The sequence below is a fragment of the Bradyrhizobium rifense genome (genome assembly GCF_008123425.1).
Taxonomy (GTDB): domain Bacteria; phylum Pseudomonadota; class Alphaproteobacteria; order Rhizobiales; family Xanthobacteraceae; genus Bradyrhizobium; species Bradyrhizobium rifense.
Map to the genome: position 1 here is coordinate 64,611 of NZ_VSSS01000041.1, position 17,365 is coordinate 81,975.

General features: G+C 60.3%; 20 protein-coding genes. 11 read left to right on the plus strand and 9 right to left on the minus strand.

What is annotated here, in order from left to right; genetic code table 11:
- Window positions 1–8 precede the first annotated feature (8 nt).
- The 3 genes from FXB40_RS26370 (at window position 9) to FXB40_RS26385 (ending at window position 3,341) form a co-directional block, all read left to right on the plus strand.
- Window positions 9–1,253 carry an acyl-CoA dehydrogenase gene (locus FXB40_RS26370; RefSeq protein ID WP_148775060.1) on the plus strand — a complete coding sequence of 415 codons (1,245 nt, stop codon included), beginning with the start codon at window positions 9–11 and terminating at the stop codon, window positions 1,251–1,253.
- A 9-nt stretch (window positions 1,254–1,262) separates the two neighbouring features.
- On the plus strand, window positions 1,263–2,507 hold the full coding sequence (locus tag FXB40_RS26375) for an acyl-CoA dehydrogenase (protein WP_148775061.1): 1,245 nt from the start codon (window positions 1,263–1,265) through the stop codon (window positions 2,505–2,507).
- A gap of 135 nt (window positions 2,508–2,642) precedes the next feature.
- Entirely contained in the window at window positions 2,643–3,341 is a 699-nt protein-coding gene (locus FXB40_RS26385; protein ID WP_148775062.1) for a nitroreductase, read from the plus strand.
- A gap of 88 nt (window positions 3,342–3,429) precedes the next feature.
- Here FXB40_RS26385 and FXB40_RS26390 read toward each other — a convergent pair whose 3' ends face one another.
- Window positions 3,430–3,978, minus strand: a complete 549-nt coding sequence (locus tag FXB40_RS26390) for a sigma-70 family RNA polymerase sigma factor (RefSeq protein WP_084292346.1) — start codon at window positions 3,976–3,978, stop codon at window positions 3,430–3,432.
- The gene (locus tag FXB40_RS26395) at window positions 3,978–4,208 is read right to left on the minus strand and encodes a NepR family anti-sigma factor (RefSeq protein WP_187437149.1); all 231 of its coding nucleotides are present in this window, start codon (window positions 4,206–4,208) and stop codon (window positions 3,978–3,980) included. The genes FXB40_RS26390 and FXB40_RS26395 overlap by 1 nt, the downstream gene beginning before the upstream one ends.
- 220 nt (window positions 4,209–4,428) lie before the next feature.
- Here FXB40_RS26395 and FXB40_RS26400 point away from each other — a divergent pair, with 220 nt between their 5' ends.
- Entirely contained in the window at window positions 4,429–5,235 is an 807-nt protein-coding gene (locus FXB40_RS26400; protein ID WP_187437150.1) for a response regulator, read from the plus strand.
- Between the two features lie 68 nt (window positions 5,236–5,303).
- Here the strand turns inward: FXB40_RS26400 and FXB40_RS26405 are convergent, their stop codons facing one another.
- Together FXB40_RS26405 and FXB40_RS26410 are read right to left on the minus strand one after the other, a co-directional pair.
- Window positions 5,304–6,101 (minus strand): TonB family protein, encoded by a 798-nt coding sequence (locus FXB40_RS26405; protein ID WP_148775065.1) that lies wholly within the window; start codon window positions 6,099–6,101, stop codon window positions 5,304–5,306.
- Between the two features lie 29 nt (window positions 6,102–6,130).
- Window positions 6,131–6,622: an energy transducer TonB family protein gene (locus FXB40_RS26410; RefSeq protein ID WP_148775174.1), complete on the minus strand. Its 492-nt coding sequence runs from the start codon at window positions 6,620–6,622 to the stop codon at window positions 6,131–6,133.
- A 183-nt stretch (window positions 6,623–6,805) separates the two neighbouring features.
- Here FXB40_RS26410 and FXB40_RS26415 point away from each other — a divergent pair, with 183 nt between their 5' ends.
- Together FXB40_RS26415 and FXB40_RS26420 are read left to right on the plus strand one after the other, a co-directional pair.
- The gene (locus FXB40_RS26415; RefSeq protein WP_148775066.1) at window positions 6,806–7,420 is read left to right on the plus strand and encodes a nuclear transport factor 2 family protein; all 615 of its coding nucleotides are present in this window, start codon (window positions 6,806–6,808) and stop codon (window positions 7,418–7,420) included.
- A 219-nt stretch (window positions 7,421–7,639) separates the two neighbouring features.
- The gene (locus tag FXB40_RS26420) at window positions 7,640–8,905 is read left to right on the plus strand and encodes a tyrosine-type recombinase/integrase (RefSeq protein WP_148775067.1); all 1,266 of its coding nucleotides are present in this window, start codon (window positions 7,640–7,642) and stop codon (window positions 8,903–8,905) included.
- 117 nt (window positions 8,906–9,022) lie between these two features.
- Here the strand turns inward: FXB40_RS26420 and FXB40_RS26425 are convergent, their stop codons facing one another.
- A complete protein-coding gene (locus FXB40_RS26425; RefSeq protein WP_148775068.1) occupies window positions 9,023–9,202 on the minus strand; it encodes a hypothetical protein in 180 nt (59 codons plus the stop codon).
- Between the two features lie 83 nt (window positions 9,203–9,285).
- Entirely contained in the window at window positions 9,286–9,525 is a 240-nt protein-coding gene (locus FXB40_RS26430) for a hypothetical protein (protein WP_148775069.1), read from the minus strand.
- Window positions 9,526–10,091: 566 nt separating this feature from the next.
- Here FXB40_RS26430 and FXB40_RS26435 point away from each other — a divergent pair.
- The 4 genes from FXB40_RS26435 (at window position 10,092) to FXB40_RS26445 (ending at window position 13,194) form a co-directional block, all read left to right on the plus strand.
- On the plus strand, window positions 10,092–10,862 hold the full coding sequence (locus tag FXB40_RS26435; protein ID WP_148775070.1) for an outer membrane protein: 771 nt from the start codon (window positions 10,092–10,094) through the stop codon (window positions 10,860–10,862).
- Window positions 10,863–10,958: 96 nt separating this feature from the next.
- Complete coding sequence (locus tag FXB40_RS26440; RefSeq protein WP_148775071.1) at window positions 10,959–11,363, plus strand: hypothetical protein; 405 nt, start codon at window positions 10,959–10,961, stop codon at window positions 11,361–11,363.
- Between the two features lie 1,078 nt (window positions 11,364–12,441).
- Window positions 12,442–12,615 carry a hypothetical protein gene (locus tag FXB40_RS48130; RefSeq protein ID WP_187437151.1) on the plus strand — a complete coding sequence of 58 codons (174 nt, stop codon included), beginning with the start codon at window positions 12,442–12,444 and terminating at the stop codon, window positions 12,613–12,615.
- A gap of 369 nt (window positions 12,616–12,984) precedes the next feature.
- The gene (locus FXB40_RS26445) at window positions 12,985–13,194 is read left to right on the plus strand and encodes a cold-shock protein (RefSeq protein WP_148775072.1); all 210 of its coding nucleotides are present in this window, start codon (window positions 12,985–12,987) and stop codon (window positions 13,192–13,194) included.
- Here the strand turns inward: FXB40_RS26445 and FXB40_RS26450 are convergent, their stop codons facing one another.
- The 3 genes from FXB40_RS26450 to FXB40_RS26465 all read right to left on the minus strand — a co-directional run bounded on the left by FXB40_RS26450 (window position 13,195) and on the right by FXB40_RS26465 (window position 16,039).
- Entirely contained in the window at window positions 13,195–13,500 is a 306-nt protein-coding gene (locus FXB40_RS26450; RefSeq protein WP_148775073.1) for a hypothetical protein, read from the minus strand.
- Between the two features lie 1,404 nt (window positions 13,501–14,904).
- Entirely contained in the window at window positions 14,905–15,147 is a 243-nt protein-coding gene (locus tag FXB40_RS26455; RefSeq protein ID WP_148775074.1) for a PilZ domain-containing protein, read from the minus strand.
- A gap of 700 nt (window positions 15,148–15,847) precedes the next feature.
- Complete coding sequence (locus FXB40_RS26465; protein ID WP_148775076.1) at window positions 15,848–16,039, minus strand: CsbD family protein; 192 nt, start codon at window positions 16,037–16,039, stop codon at window positions 15,848–15,850.
- Window positions 16,040–16,454: 415 nt separating this feature from the next.
- On the opposite strand from FXB40_RS26465, the gene FXB40_RS26470 reads away from it, so the two are divergent.
- Entirely contained in the window at window positions 16,455–17,357 is a 903-nt protein-coding gene (locus tag FXB40_RS26470; protein ID WP_187437152.1) for a GlcG/HbpS family heme-binding protein, read from the plus strand.
- Window positions 17,358–17,365: the final 8 nt, after the last annotated feature.

Consider the following 17,365-nt stretch of genomic DNA (forward strand, 5'->3'; position numbering starts at 1 on the left):
ACACCGTCATGAACTTCGACGACACCCCGCAGGAGGCCGAATTCCGCGCCGCTGCGCGCGCCTGGATCGGCGCCAACGCACCCAGGCAATATGAGGACGAGCTGCGCAAATCCTCGCTCGGCCGCACTCAGCTCAAGAACGCCAACATCCTTGAGGTCGCAAAGGCCTGGCAGAAGAAGAAGGCCGACGCCGGCTGGGCGTGCCTGCATTGGCCGAAGGAATATGGCGGCCGCGGCTCGTCGCCGATCGAGCGCGTGATCTGGCAGCAGGAAGAAGGGCCGTTCGGCCAGCTGTCCCGTATGTTCATCATCGGCCACGGCATGTGCGGGCCGACCATGATGGCGTTCGCGCGCGAGGAGCATAAGCGCACCTATCTGCCGCCGCTCGCCTCCGGCGAAAAGGTGTGGTGCCAGCTGTTCTCCGAGCCCGCCGGCGGCTCCGACGTCGCAGGATTGCGCACCCGCGCGGAGAAGGACGGCGACGACTGGGTCATCAACGGCCAGAAGATCTGGACCTCGGGCGCGCATTATTCCGACTACGGCATTTTGCTGACCCGCACCGATCCGACCGTGCCCAAGCACAAGGGCCTCACCATGTTCTTCCTCGACATGAAGAGCCCGGGCGTCGAAGTGCGCCCGATCAAGCAGGCGAGCGGTGCGTCGGACTTCAACGAAGTCTACTTCACCAATGTTCGCATCCCCGATCACCAGCGCCTCGGCGAGGTCGGCGACGGCTGGAACGTCTCGCTGACGACGCTGATGAACGAGCGCAGTGCGATCGGTGCGGCCGTCTCGACCGGTTTTCCGGAGCTGTTCGAATATTGCTCGAGCCTGATGCTGGATGACGGCCCGGCGATCGAGGATCGCGCGGTCCGTTCGAAGCTCGCCAACTGGGCGGTGAAGGCAAGCGGGCTGCGCTACACCAGCATGCGCGCCATCTCCGCTCTGTCGAGGGGCGAGCGGCCGGGGCCGGAGAACTCCATCGGCAAACTGGTCGCGGGCACGATGATCCAGGACGTCGCGACCTACGCGCTCGACTTGCAGGGCGCGAGCGGCGTCGTCAGCGGCGAGGATGGCGAGCTCGCCGGCCGTTTCCAGGCAATGCTGCTGCGTGCACCGGGTACACGCGTCGAAGGTGGCACCGACGAGATCATGCGCAACATCATCGCCGAGCGGGTGCTTGGCCTGCCCGGCGATATCCGTGTCGACAAGGACGTGCCGTTCAACAAGATCCCGACCAAGGGAAGAGGGTAGAGGTCCGCCATGAATTTCGACGACACCCCGCAGGAAGCCGCATTCCGCGAGACCGCGCGCAAATGGGTCGCCGCCAATGCGCCGAAGGAGTTCGAGCAGGAGCTGTCAAAATCCTCGCTCGGCCGCATCCGACTTGCGAAGCACGACATGGTCGGGGTCGGCAAGGCCTGGCAGAAGAAGAAGGCCGAGGGCGGCTGGGCCTGCCTGCACTGGCCGAAGGAATATGGCGGTCGCGGTGCGACGCCGATCGAGCGCGTGATCTGGCAGCAGGAGGAGGGCGTCTACGGCAAGCTGACGCAGCCGTTCCAGATCGGCGAGGGCATGTGCGGCCCGACCGTGATGGCCTGGGGCAGTGAAGATGCAAAACGCCGCTATCTGCCGAAGCTCGCCTCGGGCGAAGAGATCTGGTGCCAGCTGTTCTCCGAACCGTCGGCCGGCTCCGACGTTGCGGGACTGTGCACGCGCGCCGAGAAGAAGAGCGATAATTGGGTCGTCAACGGCCAGAAGATCTGGACTTCGGGCGCGCATTATTCCGACTTCGGCCTGTTGATCGCGCGTACCGATCCGAATGTGCCCAAGCACAAGGGCCTCACCATGTTCTTCCTGGACATGAAGAGCCCGGGCGTCGAGGTGCGGCCGATCAAGCAGGCCAACGGCATGCAGGAGTTCAACGAGGTCTATTTCACCGACGTGGTGATCCCCGACAGCCAGCGGCTCGGTGCCGTCGGCGAGGGCTGGAGCGTGTCGCTGACCACGCTGATGAACGAGCGCATGTCGATCGGCTCTCGGCTCGCGACCGGCGTGCCCGAACTGTTCGAGTTCTGCTCCAACCTGATGCTGGAAGATGGGCTCGCGATCGACGATCCCGCCGTGCGCTCAAAACTTGCGAGTTGGGCGGTGAAGTCGAGCGGGCTGAAATACACCAGCTACCGCGCGATCTCGGCGCTGTCCAAGGGCGAGCGGCCGGGACCGGAAAACTCCATCGGCAAGCTCGTGTCGGGCATGATGCTCCAGGACATCGCAACTTATGCCATGGACCTCCAGGGTGCGGCCGGCGTGCTCACCGGCGCGGACGAGGAGACGGTGCACGGCCAGTTCCAACAGATGCTGCTGTCTTCGCCCTCGATGCGCATCGCCGGCGGTACCGACGAGATCTTGCGCAACATCATCGCCGAGCGGGTGCTGGGGCTGCCCGGCGACATCCGTGTCGACAAGGACGTGCCGTATAACAAGATCCCGACCAAGGGGCGGTGATCTCGCGTTTCGCTGCATCTCGTAGGGTGGGCAAAGCGAAGCGTGCCCACCATATGCAGATGCGCCGGGGTAAGTCTGTCGGTGGGGCACGGCGCTATCGCGCCTTTGCCCACCCTACGAGGAGCGAGCTAGTTCATGGATGCTAAAGTAACTCAGAACGACCGCATCGGCGTGCTCGAAGAGCTCCTCAACGAGCGCTACTCCGTCCGCGCGTTTCTCCCCAAGGACGTCGATCGCGCCACCATCGAGCATGTGCTGACCACGGCGCAGCGCACGGCGTCCTGGTGCAACAGCCAGCCCTGGCAGGTCATCATCGCCAGCGGCGAGGCCAAGGAGCGCTTCCGCCAGCTGATCTACAAGGAGGCCTCGGGCGGCCTCGGCGACGATTATGATTTCACGCCGCCGCGTGAATACGCCGGCGTCTATCTCGAACGCCGCCGCGAGAGCGGCTTCCAGCTTTACAACACGCTCGGCATCGCGCGCGGCGACAAGATGGCCTACGCAAAACAGGCGCTGGAGAACTACAATTTCTTCGGCGCGCCGCATGTCGCGATCATTCACACCAACGAGCCGCTCGGCATCTATGGCGCGATCGATTGCGGGGCCTACGTGTCGAACTTCATGCTCGCGGCGCAAGCGCTGGGGCTCGGCACGATTCCGCAGGCCGCGCTCGCCCGCCATTCCGGCCTGATCCGCCGCCACTTCAATTTGGCCGCCGACCGCCGCGTCGTCTGCGGCATCTCGTTCGGCTATGCCGACAACGTGCACAAGATCAACAGCTACCGCACCTCGCGCGCGAGCGTCGCCGACACGGTGACGTTCGTCGAGACGTGACCGAGCGGAAATAAGCTGCCCACACGCATGCGAAGACGGCCGCGCAAACGGCCGCCTTCACAGCTGTCGCCTTAGATCGATTGACGCGCTATCCGCCGCTGCCGCCGATCACGGCGCGCACGGTCTCGTCGGGCCCGAAGTCCTCGGCGCCGTCGACATAGAGCAGCGCGGCGAGCTTCGAGCGCGCGCGGTTGACGCGGCTCTTGATGGTGCCGACCGCACAGCCGCAGATCGATGCCGCATCCTCATAGGAGAAGCCGGAGGCGCCGACCAGGATCAGCGCTTCACGCTGGTCCTGCGGAAGCTTTTCGAGCGCGCCGCGGAACTCCTCGAATTCGAGGTGGGCGTTCTGCGAGGGCTGCGTCTTCAGCGTCTTGGCATAGTTGCCCTCGGCATCCTCCACCTCCCGCCGCCGCTTGCGATAGTCGGAGCGGAACAGGTTGCGCAGGATCGTGAACAGCCATGCCGGCAGGTTGGAGCCCGGCTGGAACGAGTCGATGTTGGCAAGTGCACGCAACAGCGTCTCTTGCACCAAGTCGTCGGCGCGGTCCGCATTGCCGCTCAGCGAGATCGCGAACGCGCGAAGGCTCGGCACGGCCGCGAGGATGTCGTCACGCAGGGAGTTCGTGAGAGGCATTAATCCCTCCCATTGTTGTCGTTGGAGCCCCCAGCCCCATTCTCGTTGGATCCAGTTCCCGGCGCATCAAGCTTTTTGATGAGCTCCGCGAACCGGTCCGGAACCCCCTGCCGCACGACGTCGTCGTACATGGCGCGCAGTTGATGCCCGATCCGGGATTGGATCTCCGGAGTGAGGCCTCCCTTGCCGGGGGTCGTGCTTTTGCTGGCTTGAGACTTGAGATCTTTCATGACCTGTTCCACGTTTCCCCGAGTTAAGTGACTGCAAAATAGAGAAGTTTTCTCAACCGGGAGCCGTTCCCTGGATGAGTTCAATTCCAGGTTCGACAAAAAGTTCCGCCTCAACGGGAACTTTTCTTATCCTGAAGCGTAATCAGCCCCAGTAGGGGAACCCGGGCCTCCCCTCGCAGTTCCCTATTTTTGAGGTTGGCCCGAAATGATTGGAGTGGGGATGTCCCGTTCGCAGCTTGTTGCTGAGCACTTGCCGTTGTTGCGCCGGTATGCACGCGCCCTGACGGGCAACCAGGCCTCCGGTGACGCCTATGTCGCAGCCATGTTGGAAGCCATGCTGGGGGATCCGTCGGTGCTCGACGAGAGCCACGGGCCGCGTGCCGGCCTGTTCCGGCTGTTCACCCAGATCTGGAATTCGGTCTCGGTCAATGACGATTCCGAGGTGGCGACGCTGCCGATGCCGCCGGAGCGGCGGCTGTCCAACATCACGCCGCTGCCGCGGCAGGCCTTCCTGCTGCTCTCGCTCGAAGGATTCTCGGAAGAGGAAGTCGCCTATGTTCTCGCGACCGATGTCGCCGAGACACGGCGGCTGGCCGATGCCGCCGGCCGCGAGATGGCGGCCGAGATCGCGACCGACGTCCTGATCATCGAGGACGAGACCTTCATCGCCATGGACCTCGAGAGCCTGGTGAAGAATCTCGGCCACAATGTCGTCGGCGTCGCGCGCACCCATGCCGATGCGGTGGCGCTCGCCAAGAACAAGCGGCCGGGCCTGATCCTCGCCGACATCCAGCTCGCCGACGGTTCGTCGGGCCTGGATGCCGTCAACGAACTGCTCCGCACCTTCGAGGTGCCGGTAGTGTTCATCACCGCCTATCCAGAGCGCTTCCTTACCGGCGAGCGTCCGGAACCGGCGTTCCTGATCTCGAAGCCGTTCCAGCCCGCGATGGTGTCGGCGGTGGCGAGCCAGGCGCTGTTCTTCCAGCGCAACTCGCGCAACCGCGCGCCGAAGGCGCCTGCGGCGTAAGAAGCTCGAATCGGACATGAAGACGGCGCGCCACAAGGCGCGCCGTTTCTATTCGTAGGCACTTCGCCTCAACAGCCGCGACAGACACCTTTAAGTTTGGCCTTGATCTTGGCTTCGTCCTCTGTCCATGACCAGCCAATGGACTGTCCCGGCGGCGTCCCATCGAACGTCATGAGAACGGTCATCCTCTGGAGGTCGTCGGGCGCCCCGGCAGGAGGTTTGGGAAACGGCGCGGATCGCTCCACCATCGCGAGCGTCGCGGCATCTAGCGGCGCGAAGCCCGTGCTTTCCACCAAAGCGTTCGAGATCAATTTGCCGGAGCGATCGATCACGAACGTAACGCCGGCGTTGGCTCTCTGACCGATCGCATCCGGAGGAAACATCCTATTGCGCCAGACCTGTTCGGTCACTGTATTGCGCCACGCGTCCATGGCGTCAGACGCCGCGAAGGCGGGCGTCGGCACGCTCGCTGCCAACCCGTAGGGGACTACGTCGAAATGACGGCCGGCGAAGACCAGCGGCACTGTGAAAGAGAACATGTCCTCCGTCAGCTCTGATGGCGGTTCGGGAAACGGCTGGGCGTGATCGAAGATCGCCACTAAAGCAACATCCAGCTGCCGAGAGCCGGTGCTCTCGACCAACGTCCGCGATTTCAACTTGCCGGAGCGGTCGATGACGAATGTCACTTTGGCATGGCCGGCCTGTCCGCGCCCTTCGATTGCGAGTAGCGTGTTGCCGGCAATGTGTTCCGTCAGCCTTGCCTTCCAGGCGCTCGCGCGTTCGATCTGCTTATCGGTCTGTGCCAGCGCGGGGAAAGCCGCCTGCAATCCGATAAGCGTAGCCGATAGGAGGAGTTTCATTTGCATGAGGCTTCGCATGAAATGGTGCGGAGGACTCAACAACCGCGGCAGATGCTGTGAAGCTTGGCGTTCAATCTGGCATCATCTTTGTCAGATGGCGGGCTGTTGGCGGTCCTCTTGGTCAGTTCGTCGATCCAGGATTCGAGCCATTCGTCATTCACAGGCGGCGGCCCCAGTCTTTTGAAGAAAATGGGCACGGTGAAGCTGAAAGTATCCTCTTTCAGCTCCGGGGGCGGCTCTGGAAACGGCTCGGCCCGCTCCACCATGGCCAGTGCGGCCTCATCGAGCGGTGGCGAGCCGGTACTCTCCACCAACGCTCGCGAGATCAGCTTGCTGGACCGGTCGATGACGAAAATGACCTTGGCGTTACCGGTTTGGCCCCGTGCCTGAGGCGGAAATAGCTTCTTGGCGGCGAGGTGCGCGGCCAGCCTTGTTTTCCAGGCTTGGACAGTGTCGATCTGCGCATGCGCGGGGAGGGCGGTCAGCAATCCAAAGAGAGCGGCCAGCAAAGGAAATTTAATCTGCATCGGCACGAATATTAATCGCCATCTGGTTGATTGCAAGCATCGTTGCTCGCATCGCGCCTGTCTGGCTGTGGGCGGTCGGTGGGGCCGCGAAGCATCACCGCTTGACGGCAACCTCATTGCCCCGTTGATATTTTGCGCCGATGACATCCATCGCCGCATCAAGCCTTCCGGAGATTTCGCATCATGGACCAGCAACTCCTCGACCGCCTCGCCATCCGCGACCTCGTCGAGAACTGGGCGGTGTGGCGCGACGCCGGCGACTGGGAGCGCTTTGCGACCGTCTGGCACGACGACGGCTGGATGTCCGCGACCTGGTTTCAGGGGCCGGCGCGGGATTTCATGCGCGTCAGCCAGGAGGGTTTTGCCAAGGGCGTGCGCATCCTGCATTTCCTCGGCGGCACCAGCATCGATCTCGCCCGCGAGCGGGCCATCGCGCAAACCAAGATGACGATCTCGCAACGGGCCCTGGTGCACGACGTGCTCTGCGACGTCGTCTGCACCGGGCGCTTCTACGATTTCCTGGAGAAGCGGCATGACCAATCAGGTATTGGCCAATGGGGCATCGTCCGCCGCCAGCCAATCTACGAAAAGGATCGGATCGACCCGGTCGATTCCGCAGCAACCCTCCGCCTCGACCAGCAGGCGCTCGCTGCGCTGCCCGAGGGCTACCGCCACCTCGCCTACATGCAGGAGCTGATCGGCTACAAGGTCAAGCGCGATATGCCCGGCCTGATCGGCCCCGAGGTCGAGAAGCTCTACGGTGAGGGGCGGGTCTGGCTCGCGGGGAAGGCCAAATAGTCTGCGCGCAAAAGTGAACGCCAGACAAAAGTAAGGCGCGACTGGCATCACCACGTCCGTGACGGACCTCCGCGCGTGTCCCCAATCGTGCGCCGAAAGCTTCTAAGCCGTTGTAAACTGTGCTAGAATCGTTTCGTCGAAAGTTCGACGCTGCTCACGGATATTCGCCGCAATCCGCTGCGATCCGTGTTCAATGGTGGGGCGGATGGTGGGGCGGAAATGGCCAAAAGACAGCTGCACAAGCTCTCGGCTCGGCAGGCCGAGACCATCGTTGAGCCCGGCCGTCATAGCGACGGCGGTGGGCTTTACCTCGCGATCGAGGCGGGTACGCACGCGCGGCGCCAGTGGGTTTTCCTCTACCGTGTGCGTGGCACCGGGAAGCGTAGAGAAATTGGGCTGGGCTCGGCCAAAGGCAAAGGCAGGGATGGCATCTCGCTCGCCGACGCACGTCTCAAGGCGGCAGAGGCGCGCAAGCAACTAGCCGAAGGCAAAGAGCCGGGGGCGGAGCGGCGCGCCAAAATAGTGGCGGCTAGCAACTTCGGAGAATTCGCGGACGCCTTCCTGCTATCGATCAAGGCCGGCTTCAAGGGTAAAAATACGCACGCCGATTGGACACGTGACCTGAAGGTTCGGTGCAAGCCCATCCGAGGTACGGAGCTCGCCAGCATCACGGTGAACGACGTGTTGGGGATTTTGTCGCCCATATGGATGACGATCAACCGCACGGCGCGCGAAACGCGAAGCCGGATCGAGCGCGTGCTTGACGCTGCAGAGGCCAAAGGACTTCGGTCCGGGAAGAACCCCGCGATGTGGAAGACCTTGAAGCCGCTCTTGCCGAAGTCGAAGCGCTCGAAGCGCCATCACAAGGCCGCGCCATACAAGGACGTCCCCGGCATCGTCCGGGCGCTGCAAGCCAGCCACGAAGCGGCGGACACGGCGGTCAACCTCGCCGCCGAATACATCATCTTGACGGCAGTACGAACCGGCGAAGCCCGCTTCATGCGCGTGCGCGAGGTAGATTTCGGTGAGCGGCTTTGGACGATTCCGGCCGAACGGATGAAGACAGAAGACCATCCAGACGGAAAAGATTTCGAAGTGCCACTCTGCGACCGGGCTATCGCGATCTTGAAAGCGGTCCTTCCGAAGGAGGCGGCGCGCGACGCCTATGTATTCGCGGGGCAATGGTCAAAGGACCATACGAAGCCGCTCGGCATGAGTGCCGTGCTCCACGCGCTGAAGGCAGTTTATCCGGCGATGACGACGCACGGTTGCCGATCCAGCTTCCGCGATTGGGCTGGCGACGAAACGCGTTTCGAACGCGAAATTGCAGAAATGGCGTTGGCTCACAAGGTTGGCGACGAAACCGAACAAGCCTATCGGCGTGGCAACGCGTTGAAGAAGCGGCGACAGTTGATGGACGCTTGGGGCCGATATGTCGAGAGCGCTTCTAACGTAATCCTTCTTCCTCATCGGGCGTCGGCATAGCCTCCCGCAGTGCCGGGATCTCTAGCGTTTCCTTTCATCGCATTTCGGCTCGTGCGGCCAACATAAGCGATAACGCTACAAGGAGAACGAGAAGCCCTCGCATCGTGCGCCGTCAAATCAGGGCATGGCCACCATAACGGCAAGGGCAGCCTCGCCGTTTCCGGGACCGCCTGCCGCAAAATAGAGCGCAACAAGCGCGATTGCTCCCAAGAGACCATAACCGGCAATGATCCATCCGTCGTAGTCTCGTGTCACCTGCGCCGATGACGCGGTGTGAGTATAGTCTATGGTTGCCATGACCGGATCCTTCGAGTTTGGCGCTCGATGGGCGCGTTGAGATGAGGGCGAATGGCCCCCTCACTTGTGAAATGCATCAGATGTTAGTGGTTCGATCGAACGTCCGTGCCCAAGGAGGCATGTTGCTCTATGCCGCCTGACGTGGTCACGCCCTGGTAGACGCCAATCGCGGTCGCACCAGCTAAGAGCAAGCAGGCGTAGAAGGCCAGGACGCCTTTCACCCAACGCTTGCGGGTGACCCTGTCTTCGGGATCGCTGGCAGCAGGTTCGTTCAGGGAAAAGTTATTGGTAACGTGCGCGGAATCCTCGGCAAAATAATCCATAGGAAAGCTCCCTTGGAATTACTTCGGTCAGTCTTCAATTCCGGAATTTCGATCAAAAATGCATCAGTCTTGCGTCGTGACAATCGGAAAAGTGTTTCGCCGCAGGACTTCTGCTTCGGGCGAATTCCATACCGAGCTTAGCCCCGGCCCAGGACGCAAAATGTGAAACCGTTCACTGTGGGTCCTGCAAATCTCGCAAAGGTTCATCGGATCGCGCACTCAATAAAGGTCAATATGACTGCATTTCGCGCGAGGCTTGCAGCCACGGGTGCGCAGTTGGCCCGCCTCGGCGACGTGTCTGAAGCGAGACGTAAAGCAGAGGTCGTCACGGTCAGGAGAGCCAAAGGTCGTGGTCCGCCGCAGGTCGGCGGTTTTGCCATCCGCAATATGCACGTTGGCGGGTGTCCGGTTCCATGTAAGTGACTAAAACCTTTGACGAATTCTCGTTGAACATCTGCGCCAACTGTTGCGGCTTGGCTACATCAACCTGCAGGCGAGCGAGATAGCATTGGCTCCTTAGGTGGGGGCTTGCCATTTTAAACTTGTTTCAGGGGAGAGCCATCGCAATGAAAAAACTTCTAATCACCTCAGTCTCGATGATGGCCGTAGGTCTATCCGCCCCCGCATCCGCGGCTGACTTGGCGGCCCGTCCGTACACTAAGGCGCCGCCTCCAATTGTCGCTCCGATCTATGACTGGACCGGTTTCTACATCGGCGCCAACGGCGGGTGGGGCCAGAGCCGCGGTTGCGTGGATTTCGTGACACCGGCAGGGACAGTCGCGGGTGGTTGCGCTTCTCGCTCCGGAGGTCTCGTCGGCGGACAGATCGGATATCGCTGGCAAACAAATCAGTTTGTGCTTGGACTGGAAGCGCAGGGCGATTGGGCCGACATCAAGAACACGCGCGTCACCCTGATCGATCCGCTGCTATCGACCACAGGGAAGACCGACGGCATTGGTCTCTTCACGGCGCAACTTGGTTGGGCGTGGAACGCGTCACTGCTTTACGTGAAGGGTGGTGCGGCCGTGACCCACAATCGTCTTGATGCCTTCAACAACCTCACCGGGGTCGGTCTGGACTCGGCAAGCCACACGCGCTGGGGCGGTGCCTTGGGCGTTGGCTGGGAGTATGGCTTCACGCCGAACTGGTCGATCGGTGTTGAATACGATCATCTCTGGATGGGGAATGACAACCGCACCTTCGCAGGCGCAGGTGTGCTCTCACCCGGTGGCGTTATCCTCCTCGGCGACAGGGTTAGCCAGGATGTGGACATGGTCACCGCTCGGTTGAACTATCGCTTCGGTGGCTTTGGTGCCCCGATCGCGGCGAGATACTGATCGCACTAACTGCGCGAAGGCCCCGGCGAGCCGGGGCCTTCGGTCGCGAAGCCCTTTCCGGGACGCCGACTGTGTAGCACTGAGTGAGACTCGGCTGTGAATTTTCAGGTCACGGTGTTGAAGATCTTGGTGTCCTATCCGGGCGGCTTCGCTGTGATGGACGACATCAAGCGCGACATGGCGATCTTGGCGACCAGTGGCCGAGACTGGGCCGACCGGACCAAGCGGCTGGCTGCGCGCGTACCTGAGCTCGACATCTTTTCGCAAGGTCTGGTCGATCGCGAAAGCGGCGGGTGGAAGATCACCGACAAAGGCCGTTCCGCACTCGATTTTATGGAGGCGCGCACCAGCGTCGACCAGGCGATCGAGACGACGCAGTCCGAGATGGTCAATGCACCCGTACCACCGCTGCCGCCGCTCGCGGAGCGAGCGAAGCGAAGGCGGGAACGGTGTGAGCCTCGTCGCGAAGGACGCGAGCGAGTTCGAGCGACCGCGTGCTGAAGGCGCAAGCGCCTCAAAAGGCCGTGAAATCCGGGCCGTAGAGCATGGCCGCGACGAGGGAGAGCAGCATCCAGGCCGCAGAAAATCGCGATGGTCTTGAATTCCTCCGCGCCATCAGCCGCGCGAACCGTGCTCGACGCTATGTGTTGCTCTTGCGTCCGCCCTGATCGCTGCCGACACCGGAGCCGCCCTGGCCGGCGTCGAAATTAAAAAGCAACTAATTGATAATACGCGATTTCCTTAAGTCGTTGGGCTCGACTACCAACGACGCTACCAACACTAACGTTTCTTTTGGGGGGCGAATCCCACTCTCTCCGCCACCCCAGCAAGAAATCGCGGAAATCAGCGTAATCCTTGATCAAAAAGGGATTTTTTCGGACGGCCGACTGTGCGCTCGGTACACAAAGTCGGTACACTTGGTCCACGCATGTGTTTCGGCTCCGAATATTGACCCCCTTCGGCTTCCAACATTGACCCCCAGTGCGGCGGCGGAATCGAGAATGCGTGTCGACACTTATGATACATGGGGTGGGGTCAGCCTTGGGCGCCGATTGGGGGTCAAAGGACGCGCCGATTTACATTCAGCAGTAGCCGTCAGCTAAGCATGCCATTTCGGACACCGGCTGACTTCGGGGAGTGAAATATGAGGGCGCCGCGATCACCAAGGCTGCTCCAGACAAGAGGAGCAGACAAGCAATCAAAATGCGCCGCGGAACGCGCTTCCCATTTGAACAGCGCATGAATCAAATGCTCCGCTGAAGCTGGAGGTTTGCGCCTCGCAATCAGAAGCAATTGTGAACTAGTTCATAGTTGGAGATTAAGTTTGCATCGGCCAGCTGAGTCTGTCGGCGCGAGTTTATCGGCAAGCCGCAAGCAGAGTAGCGTTGCGGTTGACTGGCCTTTCCAGCACATCCAGCCGGGGAGACGATTGTACTGGCGAGCAAACTCACGGAATGCAACTAACAAGAAATGACGGGAATTTGTGCGCCTATGCTGTGAATTGCTTCACAGCGCTTTCGCAGACCAAACCTAAGATGATGTCGCGCAATGAAGCGCAATTTCTATCGGAAATTTGGTCATGGCTATTGCACAACATTCCGCACCTATGCCGTCCTTGGTTCGCAATCACGATGGCGCGATTATTCTTGGCTACATAGCGTTCGCCATTGTGATGCTTGCCACAATCTATTTTGCATCGGGAGGTTCAAGCTTCACTGATGCTGATCTGTCCGTTATGGCGATTATGCCGTAATGCGTTTGGCATTGTGGACTTTCTCCAGCGCGCTTGTCTTGGCGGTCGCCATTTGGGCTCTCCTTGGGCCACCAGAGGCGGACGCGACAAGCGTGCTTCCCGCCATTGCAAGACTGCGCTGAGGAAAATGAAACAGGCCGCTCACGTGGCCCGTGTGATTGGAGGGGGAGTCTAGCGAGGGGAAACAACAGCCGCGAGGCTTAGGGACGCTTGATCAACGCACTCAGCGTCGGCGCAGTGGAGACACCCGCGGCGCTGGCGAGGCAAGGACGGGAGGACGCTCCCCATCCAAACCAAACGGATCAAGACTTGCCGAAAGAACCTTGGTCGACTTACTTTAGTTGGTATTGAGAAGCAGGAGATACGGACGTGGCGACTGGTGTTGTTAAGTGGTTCAATGCGACCAAGGGTTTCGGTTTCATCCAGCCGGATGACGGCGGCCAAGATGTTTTCGTGCACATAAGCGCCGTCGAGCGCGCTGGCCTCTCGGACCTGCGCGAAGGGCAGAAGATTTCCTACGAAGTCAAAGTCGATCAGAGGCGCGGTAAGAGCAGCGCGGAAAATCTGCGCGTATCTTAATCACTGCATTTTTTTCCCAAGGTCTCTCAGGAGCGCGTGGAGAAAGTCGCTGGCGTGGTCGTATCGCGCACCGCCGCCCGTGATTTCATGTGCACGCGGCTCCACTATACTGCCGACGGTTTCGGAGCCGAGTAGATCAGCTCTATCAGACCATTGTTGCAACAGACGATCAGGAATGTCTTCCGCGGACCCGAACAGCTTGAGAAGGCATTCCTCACTTTCGGCTTTATGATCGTGATGGGCTTTCGCCGCGTAGAAAGCGAACAATCCACGAAATGCATCACGGGAAACGGCTGGTTTTGCCATTGCAATATCCCCGGAGAAATTGAGTGCTTAACGAAGAGGCCACCTAAAGGCGGCCTCATTAGTTCGTTACGCTGATCTAAACTCGTGCTGAAACGTCTGCAGCGTTGTCGTTGCTTCAGAGCCCGGGTGTAAAATAGATGCGAGATGAACGTGCCAGCCCCGGTTAAAGAAGCATGCCAAGATGATTCGTTGTTGCCAACAAAAATCTGACAAGCGCCGGGAAATCCTGGCAATCCCAAACATATGTTAGTTTGTTGGCGATACGCTCTTATGCGCTGCTCGAGCCCCTTTGCGGCCCCGCCGGGTCGTCAGGTTGCCCCTTGATCTACGAGAATTTTCGTTTTTTATTAGCTTTTGCCGAAGGGGCAATTTCAGAAGAGGTGGAAGATGTCGCGCCGCCACTGGTCCCAGGACGACGTTGAAAAGCTTAAGGAAATGGCCGGGAACATCCCCCGCGCAAAAATCGCCGCCGAACTGCAACGAGCTCCGTCAGCCCTCGCTGTGAAGGCACACCAGCTCGGCATTTCTCTGCGATTGAAGGGCCGCTCAGGGACGCTCGGGTCTGGCAATACTGCCAGCCAGCGCGAGCCTGAGCAGTCGGCCCGATCAACTTAACCAGCGGAAGGCCGCAGCAGTTATCTCCTGCTGCGGCCCGCGCCGTGTCAAAAAATTCCGAGTGAAAAGACCTAAGTGAAATATGGAGCCAGCCCCGGTGAGCAGCAACCTACAGCAGCTTCGCCGCAGTGCAATGTCATCTGGGACACACTTGGGAACGCATTTAATGGCGTCGAGTGAGGGAGAGCACCGCCGGGGCTGGCTAGCTGGCGGGCTCTCCCGAAACAAGGCCGCGTATGTCCCCCACGGCCCCGTCCCAAGGCGCAGACTGACCGTTCCCGCTTAATGGGCGGCTAAGATCTCAACCGAACGGTTGAGACGCGGGGTGGCATGCAATGTGCGACGTCGCTGCCGCTGCGCCGATCGTGCGGAAACGCGCAGCGGAGACCCGTAGCATCAGGCTTCTCCGGTCTCTGACTTCTACCTTCGAAACCCATCCCGCGTGCCGCGCCGCGTCGTCGAGGATAGTCTGGCCGAGCATCTCGAGAGCGAGACGGCGGGCGGCCTCAATGCCTACGCCGCTATGAAGATCAAAATAGAAAGTTGTCATAGAGCCTGAACCGTCGCGAGACGCTGGAAGTTCCCACTCTCGCTTGATCGCGCCACGAATGCAGCTCTCTCTAGGCCAAGAAAGGCCCTCCGACCGAGGTCCCAGCACGATGGCCGGCCCGCTGGTTAATGCTGGCGGCCCTATTGCCTCGGTATCAATACGTTCGCTTTGATGTCGTGGCGGCCGAGGCAAAAACGCCAAAATGACTTGGGCGGCAACTCCAATGATGCAACCCGCCACTAATCTTCGAAAGAAACGCCAACACGGTTCCCCGAACGCCAGATCAGCCGGCAGTTTCTGATGAGCCGATCGTTCTCAAGCATAAGCTTGAACCGGGGCCTCAAGCAGGATGGGTCGGGCAACTCTACGGCGGCGCCGTCCGACGAAATGTTCACGACGCGGCAGCGCACGCTTGATCCGTCGCCAGCGATGTAGGCGACTTCGTCGATCTCCGTTCGTTCTGCACAACGGCGTTCTTGCATGGAGAAGTCCTAAGCTGCATCCCTCAGCTGTCTAGTCATGTCTACTGTCGTTGGAGGCAGGGCAGGCGTTCCGCCGTCCATTTGCTTAAGGCGGTCGAGGAGAACTCGCAGCCGAGTAGGCAAATCCTCGTGGTCAGGCCGGAGAACGCAGCTCAGTCTCGTGCCGATCTCGTCACAAATGGCGCGGGCGTGAACTAACCCGAGGTCAGTCTGCTCAGCCATGGTCATGCTGCGCGAGAGAGGGAACGGCCGGCTCCAATTGCATCTCTGCGAACGCCGAGCTCGCGTAGGCACAGGCCAACAGCGACAAGATCCGTATGAGGTTGAACACCGCAGCACTCCCTTATTCTTTTGCCCTTCAATAGCACGCCGGGATTGCGGGACGATTAGCAAAGCTGGTGCTCGGAAGCTTTAGAAAATTGGTAAAGCAATCGTTCTCTACCCATTTTTCAATCAATAACTCCGCTTGCTCCAACACCTCAGCCTGCGCCTCAGATTGGTGCGCAAGTGTCATCAACGCGCGGGTTGCAGCGAGATTACGAATAGCTTAGCTTATTCCGCGCCTCCAGAGGATTAGGCCATCTCCGTTGGCGCTCTTTTTGTCTGGGCCCGGCAACTTCTCTTGGCATGGCCACTTCTGTTGCTGGTCTCCCAAAGAAATGGCCGCCTGGAGGCGGCTAGTTCTTGGTCTTACATCTTCTTACTTTTTGAGGGCGTCAGCGGCGTCTCGCGCCGCATCTTTCACATCTCCTGCGGCGTTGTGGGCCGCTCCCTTGGCTTTATCGATCTTGCCCTCGGCCTCCATCTCTTTGTCGCCAGTAAGCTTACCGGCACCTTCTTTGATCGCGCCTTTGGCCTTGTCGGCCGCGCCTTTTACGTGTTCACGGTCCATGATCGTGTTCCTTTGCTGTCCAGATGATCAGCCCAACAAAGGAGTGGTGCAGTGGTTCCTCGGAGGACAACGTAAGTCGGCCCCCGCATTCCTTTTGTTGGCTAATGGCCCATCTGCGAAGTGGCGGCGCACCTCGCTGAGGTCCGCGGAGGCAATGGCGGACTAGATTGGCGCAGGTTGCGTATTCGCATTTTGACCGAAGCGGACGAACGTTGAGATTGCGGTATTTTGTCAGCCAAATTGTTTCGGGGACGGCTTCGCGTGAAGCGAACAGCATACTTGCAGGACACGTAAGAGATATTGACACACAAAACGCCTGACGCGACGTGAACCTGCGGGCTGTCTTTCAGACGAAGATTGATGGGGGCCCACATCATCGATTTTGATCACGTGTTCAACAGCAGAGGAGCAGCCAATGAATGTTCAGCCTCGCCTGCTTTCATATTCCGTCAGTGTCCTCGCGACGTTACTTGCCGGTCCCGTTATGGCGGACTGCGGATCTTTGCCCAATCTATCGCAGCTTCGATCCGCTTTGGCTGGATCTCTAACGGCAGCGAACGGCCCAAATGGTGGGCTTGGCTTTCACATGTGGGGCACGATCGTCGACCGCGATGGGACAGTTTGCGCGGTTGCATTTTCCGGCGGCCAGTTCACGGCCCAGTGGCTCGGCAGCCGCGTGATTTCCGCACAGAAGGCAAATACTGCGAATGATTTCAGCCTTGGCCACGGAGTCACTCCCCCGGGTAGTGCATTCCCATCCGGTCTTGCCTTGTCGACAGCCAATCTCTTCTCCGCTGTCCAACCTGGTGGCAGCCTCTACGGCTTACAGCACAGCAATCCGGTGGATACCGGCGTTGCTTATGGCAACCAATCGAGCTTTGGGGGCGTGACCCAGGCAAGTTTCAACCCGGCTCCCGTCAACAGCCAAGCGTTCGGTACGAACGTCGACCCAATGATCGGCAAACGCATTGGTGGGGTAAACGTATTCGGCGGCGGGCTGGCACTCTACAAGGCCGGACAGCGAGTAGGTGGCCTGGGTGTCAGTGGCGACACGTCGTGCACCGATCACATGGTCGCCTGGCGGACTCGGCACGCTCTCGGGTTTGATGAGTTTCAAGGGGTTCAAGGAGTTGCCGATGCAAACCACCCGGACAACATCATATTCGACATCACGGCTAATGCCGACGGAACCGGCGGGACTGGACAGGCACCCAACGGTCAGGGCGGAGTTGGCCAAAGCGCAGGTGGCTTCGGCCATCCCAAATGCCTGAACAATCCATCACCTGCGGCCGTAGCGGGCCTACCGGCCGTTAAATAGCGCCAAGG

What these genes read in the sequence shown, in the direction of transcription:
- FXB40_RS26405 (WP_148775065.1), bottom strand. Translation starts at nt 6,101, where the DNA reads ATGCAAATGAAACTCCTCCTATCGGCTACGCTTATCGGATTGCAGGCG.
- FXB40_RS26415 (WP_148775066.1), top strand. Translation starts at nt 6,806, where the DNA reads ATGGACCAGCAACTCCTCGACCGCCTCGCCATCCGCGACCTCGTCGAG.
- FXB40_RS26370 (WP_148775060.1), top strand. Translation starts at nt 9, where the DNA reads ATGAACTTCGACGACACCCCGCAGGAGGCCGAATTCCGCGCCGCTGCG.
- FXB40_RS26455 (WP_148775074.1), bottom strand. Translation starts at nt 15,147, where the DNA reads ATGCAAGAACGCCGTTGTGCAGAACGAACGGAGATCGACGAAGTCGCC.
- FXB40_RS26425 (WP_148775068.1), bottom strand. Translation starts at nt 9,202, where the DNA reads ATGGCAACCATAGACTATACTCACACCGCGTCATCGGCGCAGGTGACA.
- FXB40_RS26390 (WP_084292346.1), bottom strand. Translation starts at nt 3,978, where the DNA reads ATGCCTCTCACGAACTCCCTGCGTGACGACATCCTCGCGGCCGTGCCG.
- FXB40_RS26410 (WP_148775174.1), bottom strand. Translation starts at nt 6,622, where the DNA reads ATGCAGATTAAATTTCCTTTGCTGGCCGCTCTCTTTGGATTGCTGACC.
- FXB40_RS26375 (WP_148775061.1), top strand. Translation starts at nt 1,263, where the DNA reads ATGAATTTCGACGACACCCCGCAGGAAGCCGCATTCCGCGAGACCGCG.
- FXB40_RS26435 (WP_148775070.1), top strand. Translation starts at nt 10,092, where the DNA reads ATGAAAAAACTTCTAATCACCTCAGTCTCGATGATGGCCGTAGGTCTA.
- FXB40_RS26395 (WP_187437149.1), bottom strand. Translation starts at nt 4,208, where the DNA reads ATGAAAGATCTCAAGTCTCAAGCCAGCAAAAGCACGACCCCCGGCAAG.
- FXB40_RS48130 (WP_187437151.1), top strand. Translation starts at nt 12,442, where the DNA reads ATGGCTATTGCACAACATTCCGCACCTATGCCGTCCTTGGTTCGCAAT.
- FXB40_RS26400 (WP_187437150.1), top strand. Translation starts at nt 4,429, where the DNA reads ATGTCCCGTTCGCAGCTTGTTGCTGAGCACTTGCCGTTGTTGCGCCGG.
- FXB40_RS26430 (WP_148775069.1), bottom strand. Translation starts at nt 9,525, where the DNA reads ATGGATTATTTTGCCGAGGATTCCGCGCACGTTACCAATAACTTTTCC.
- FXB40_RS26470 (WP_187437152.1), top strand. Translation starts at nt 16,455, where the DNA reads ATGAATGTTCAGCCTCGCCTGCTTTCATATTCCGTCAGTGTCCTCGCG.
- FXB40_RS26420 (WP_148775067.1), top strand. Translation starts at nt 7,640, where the DNA reads ATGGCCAAAAGACAGCTGCACAAGCTCTCGGCTCGGCAGGCCGAGACC.
- FXB40_RS26450 (WP_148775073.1), bottom strand. Translation starts at nt 13,500, where the DNA reads ATGGCAAAACCAGCCGTTTCCCGTGATGCATTTCGTGGATTGTTCGCT.
- FXB40_RS26465 (WP_148775076.1), bottom strand. Translation starts at nt 16,039, where the DNA reads ATGGACCGTGAACACGTAAAAGGCGCGGCCGACAAGGCCAAAGGCGCG.
- FXB40_RS26385 (WP_148775062.1), top strand. Translation starts at nt 2,643, where the DNA reads ATGGATGCTAAAGTAACTCAGAACGACCGCATCGGCGTGCTCGAAGAG.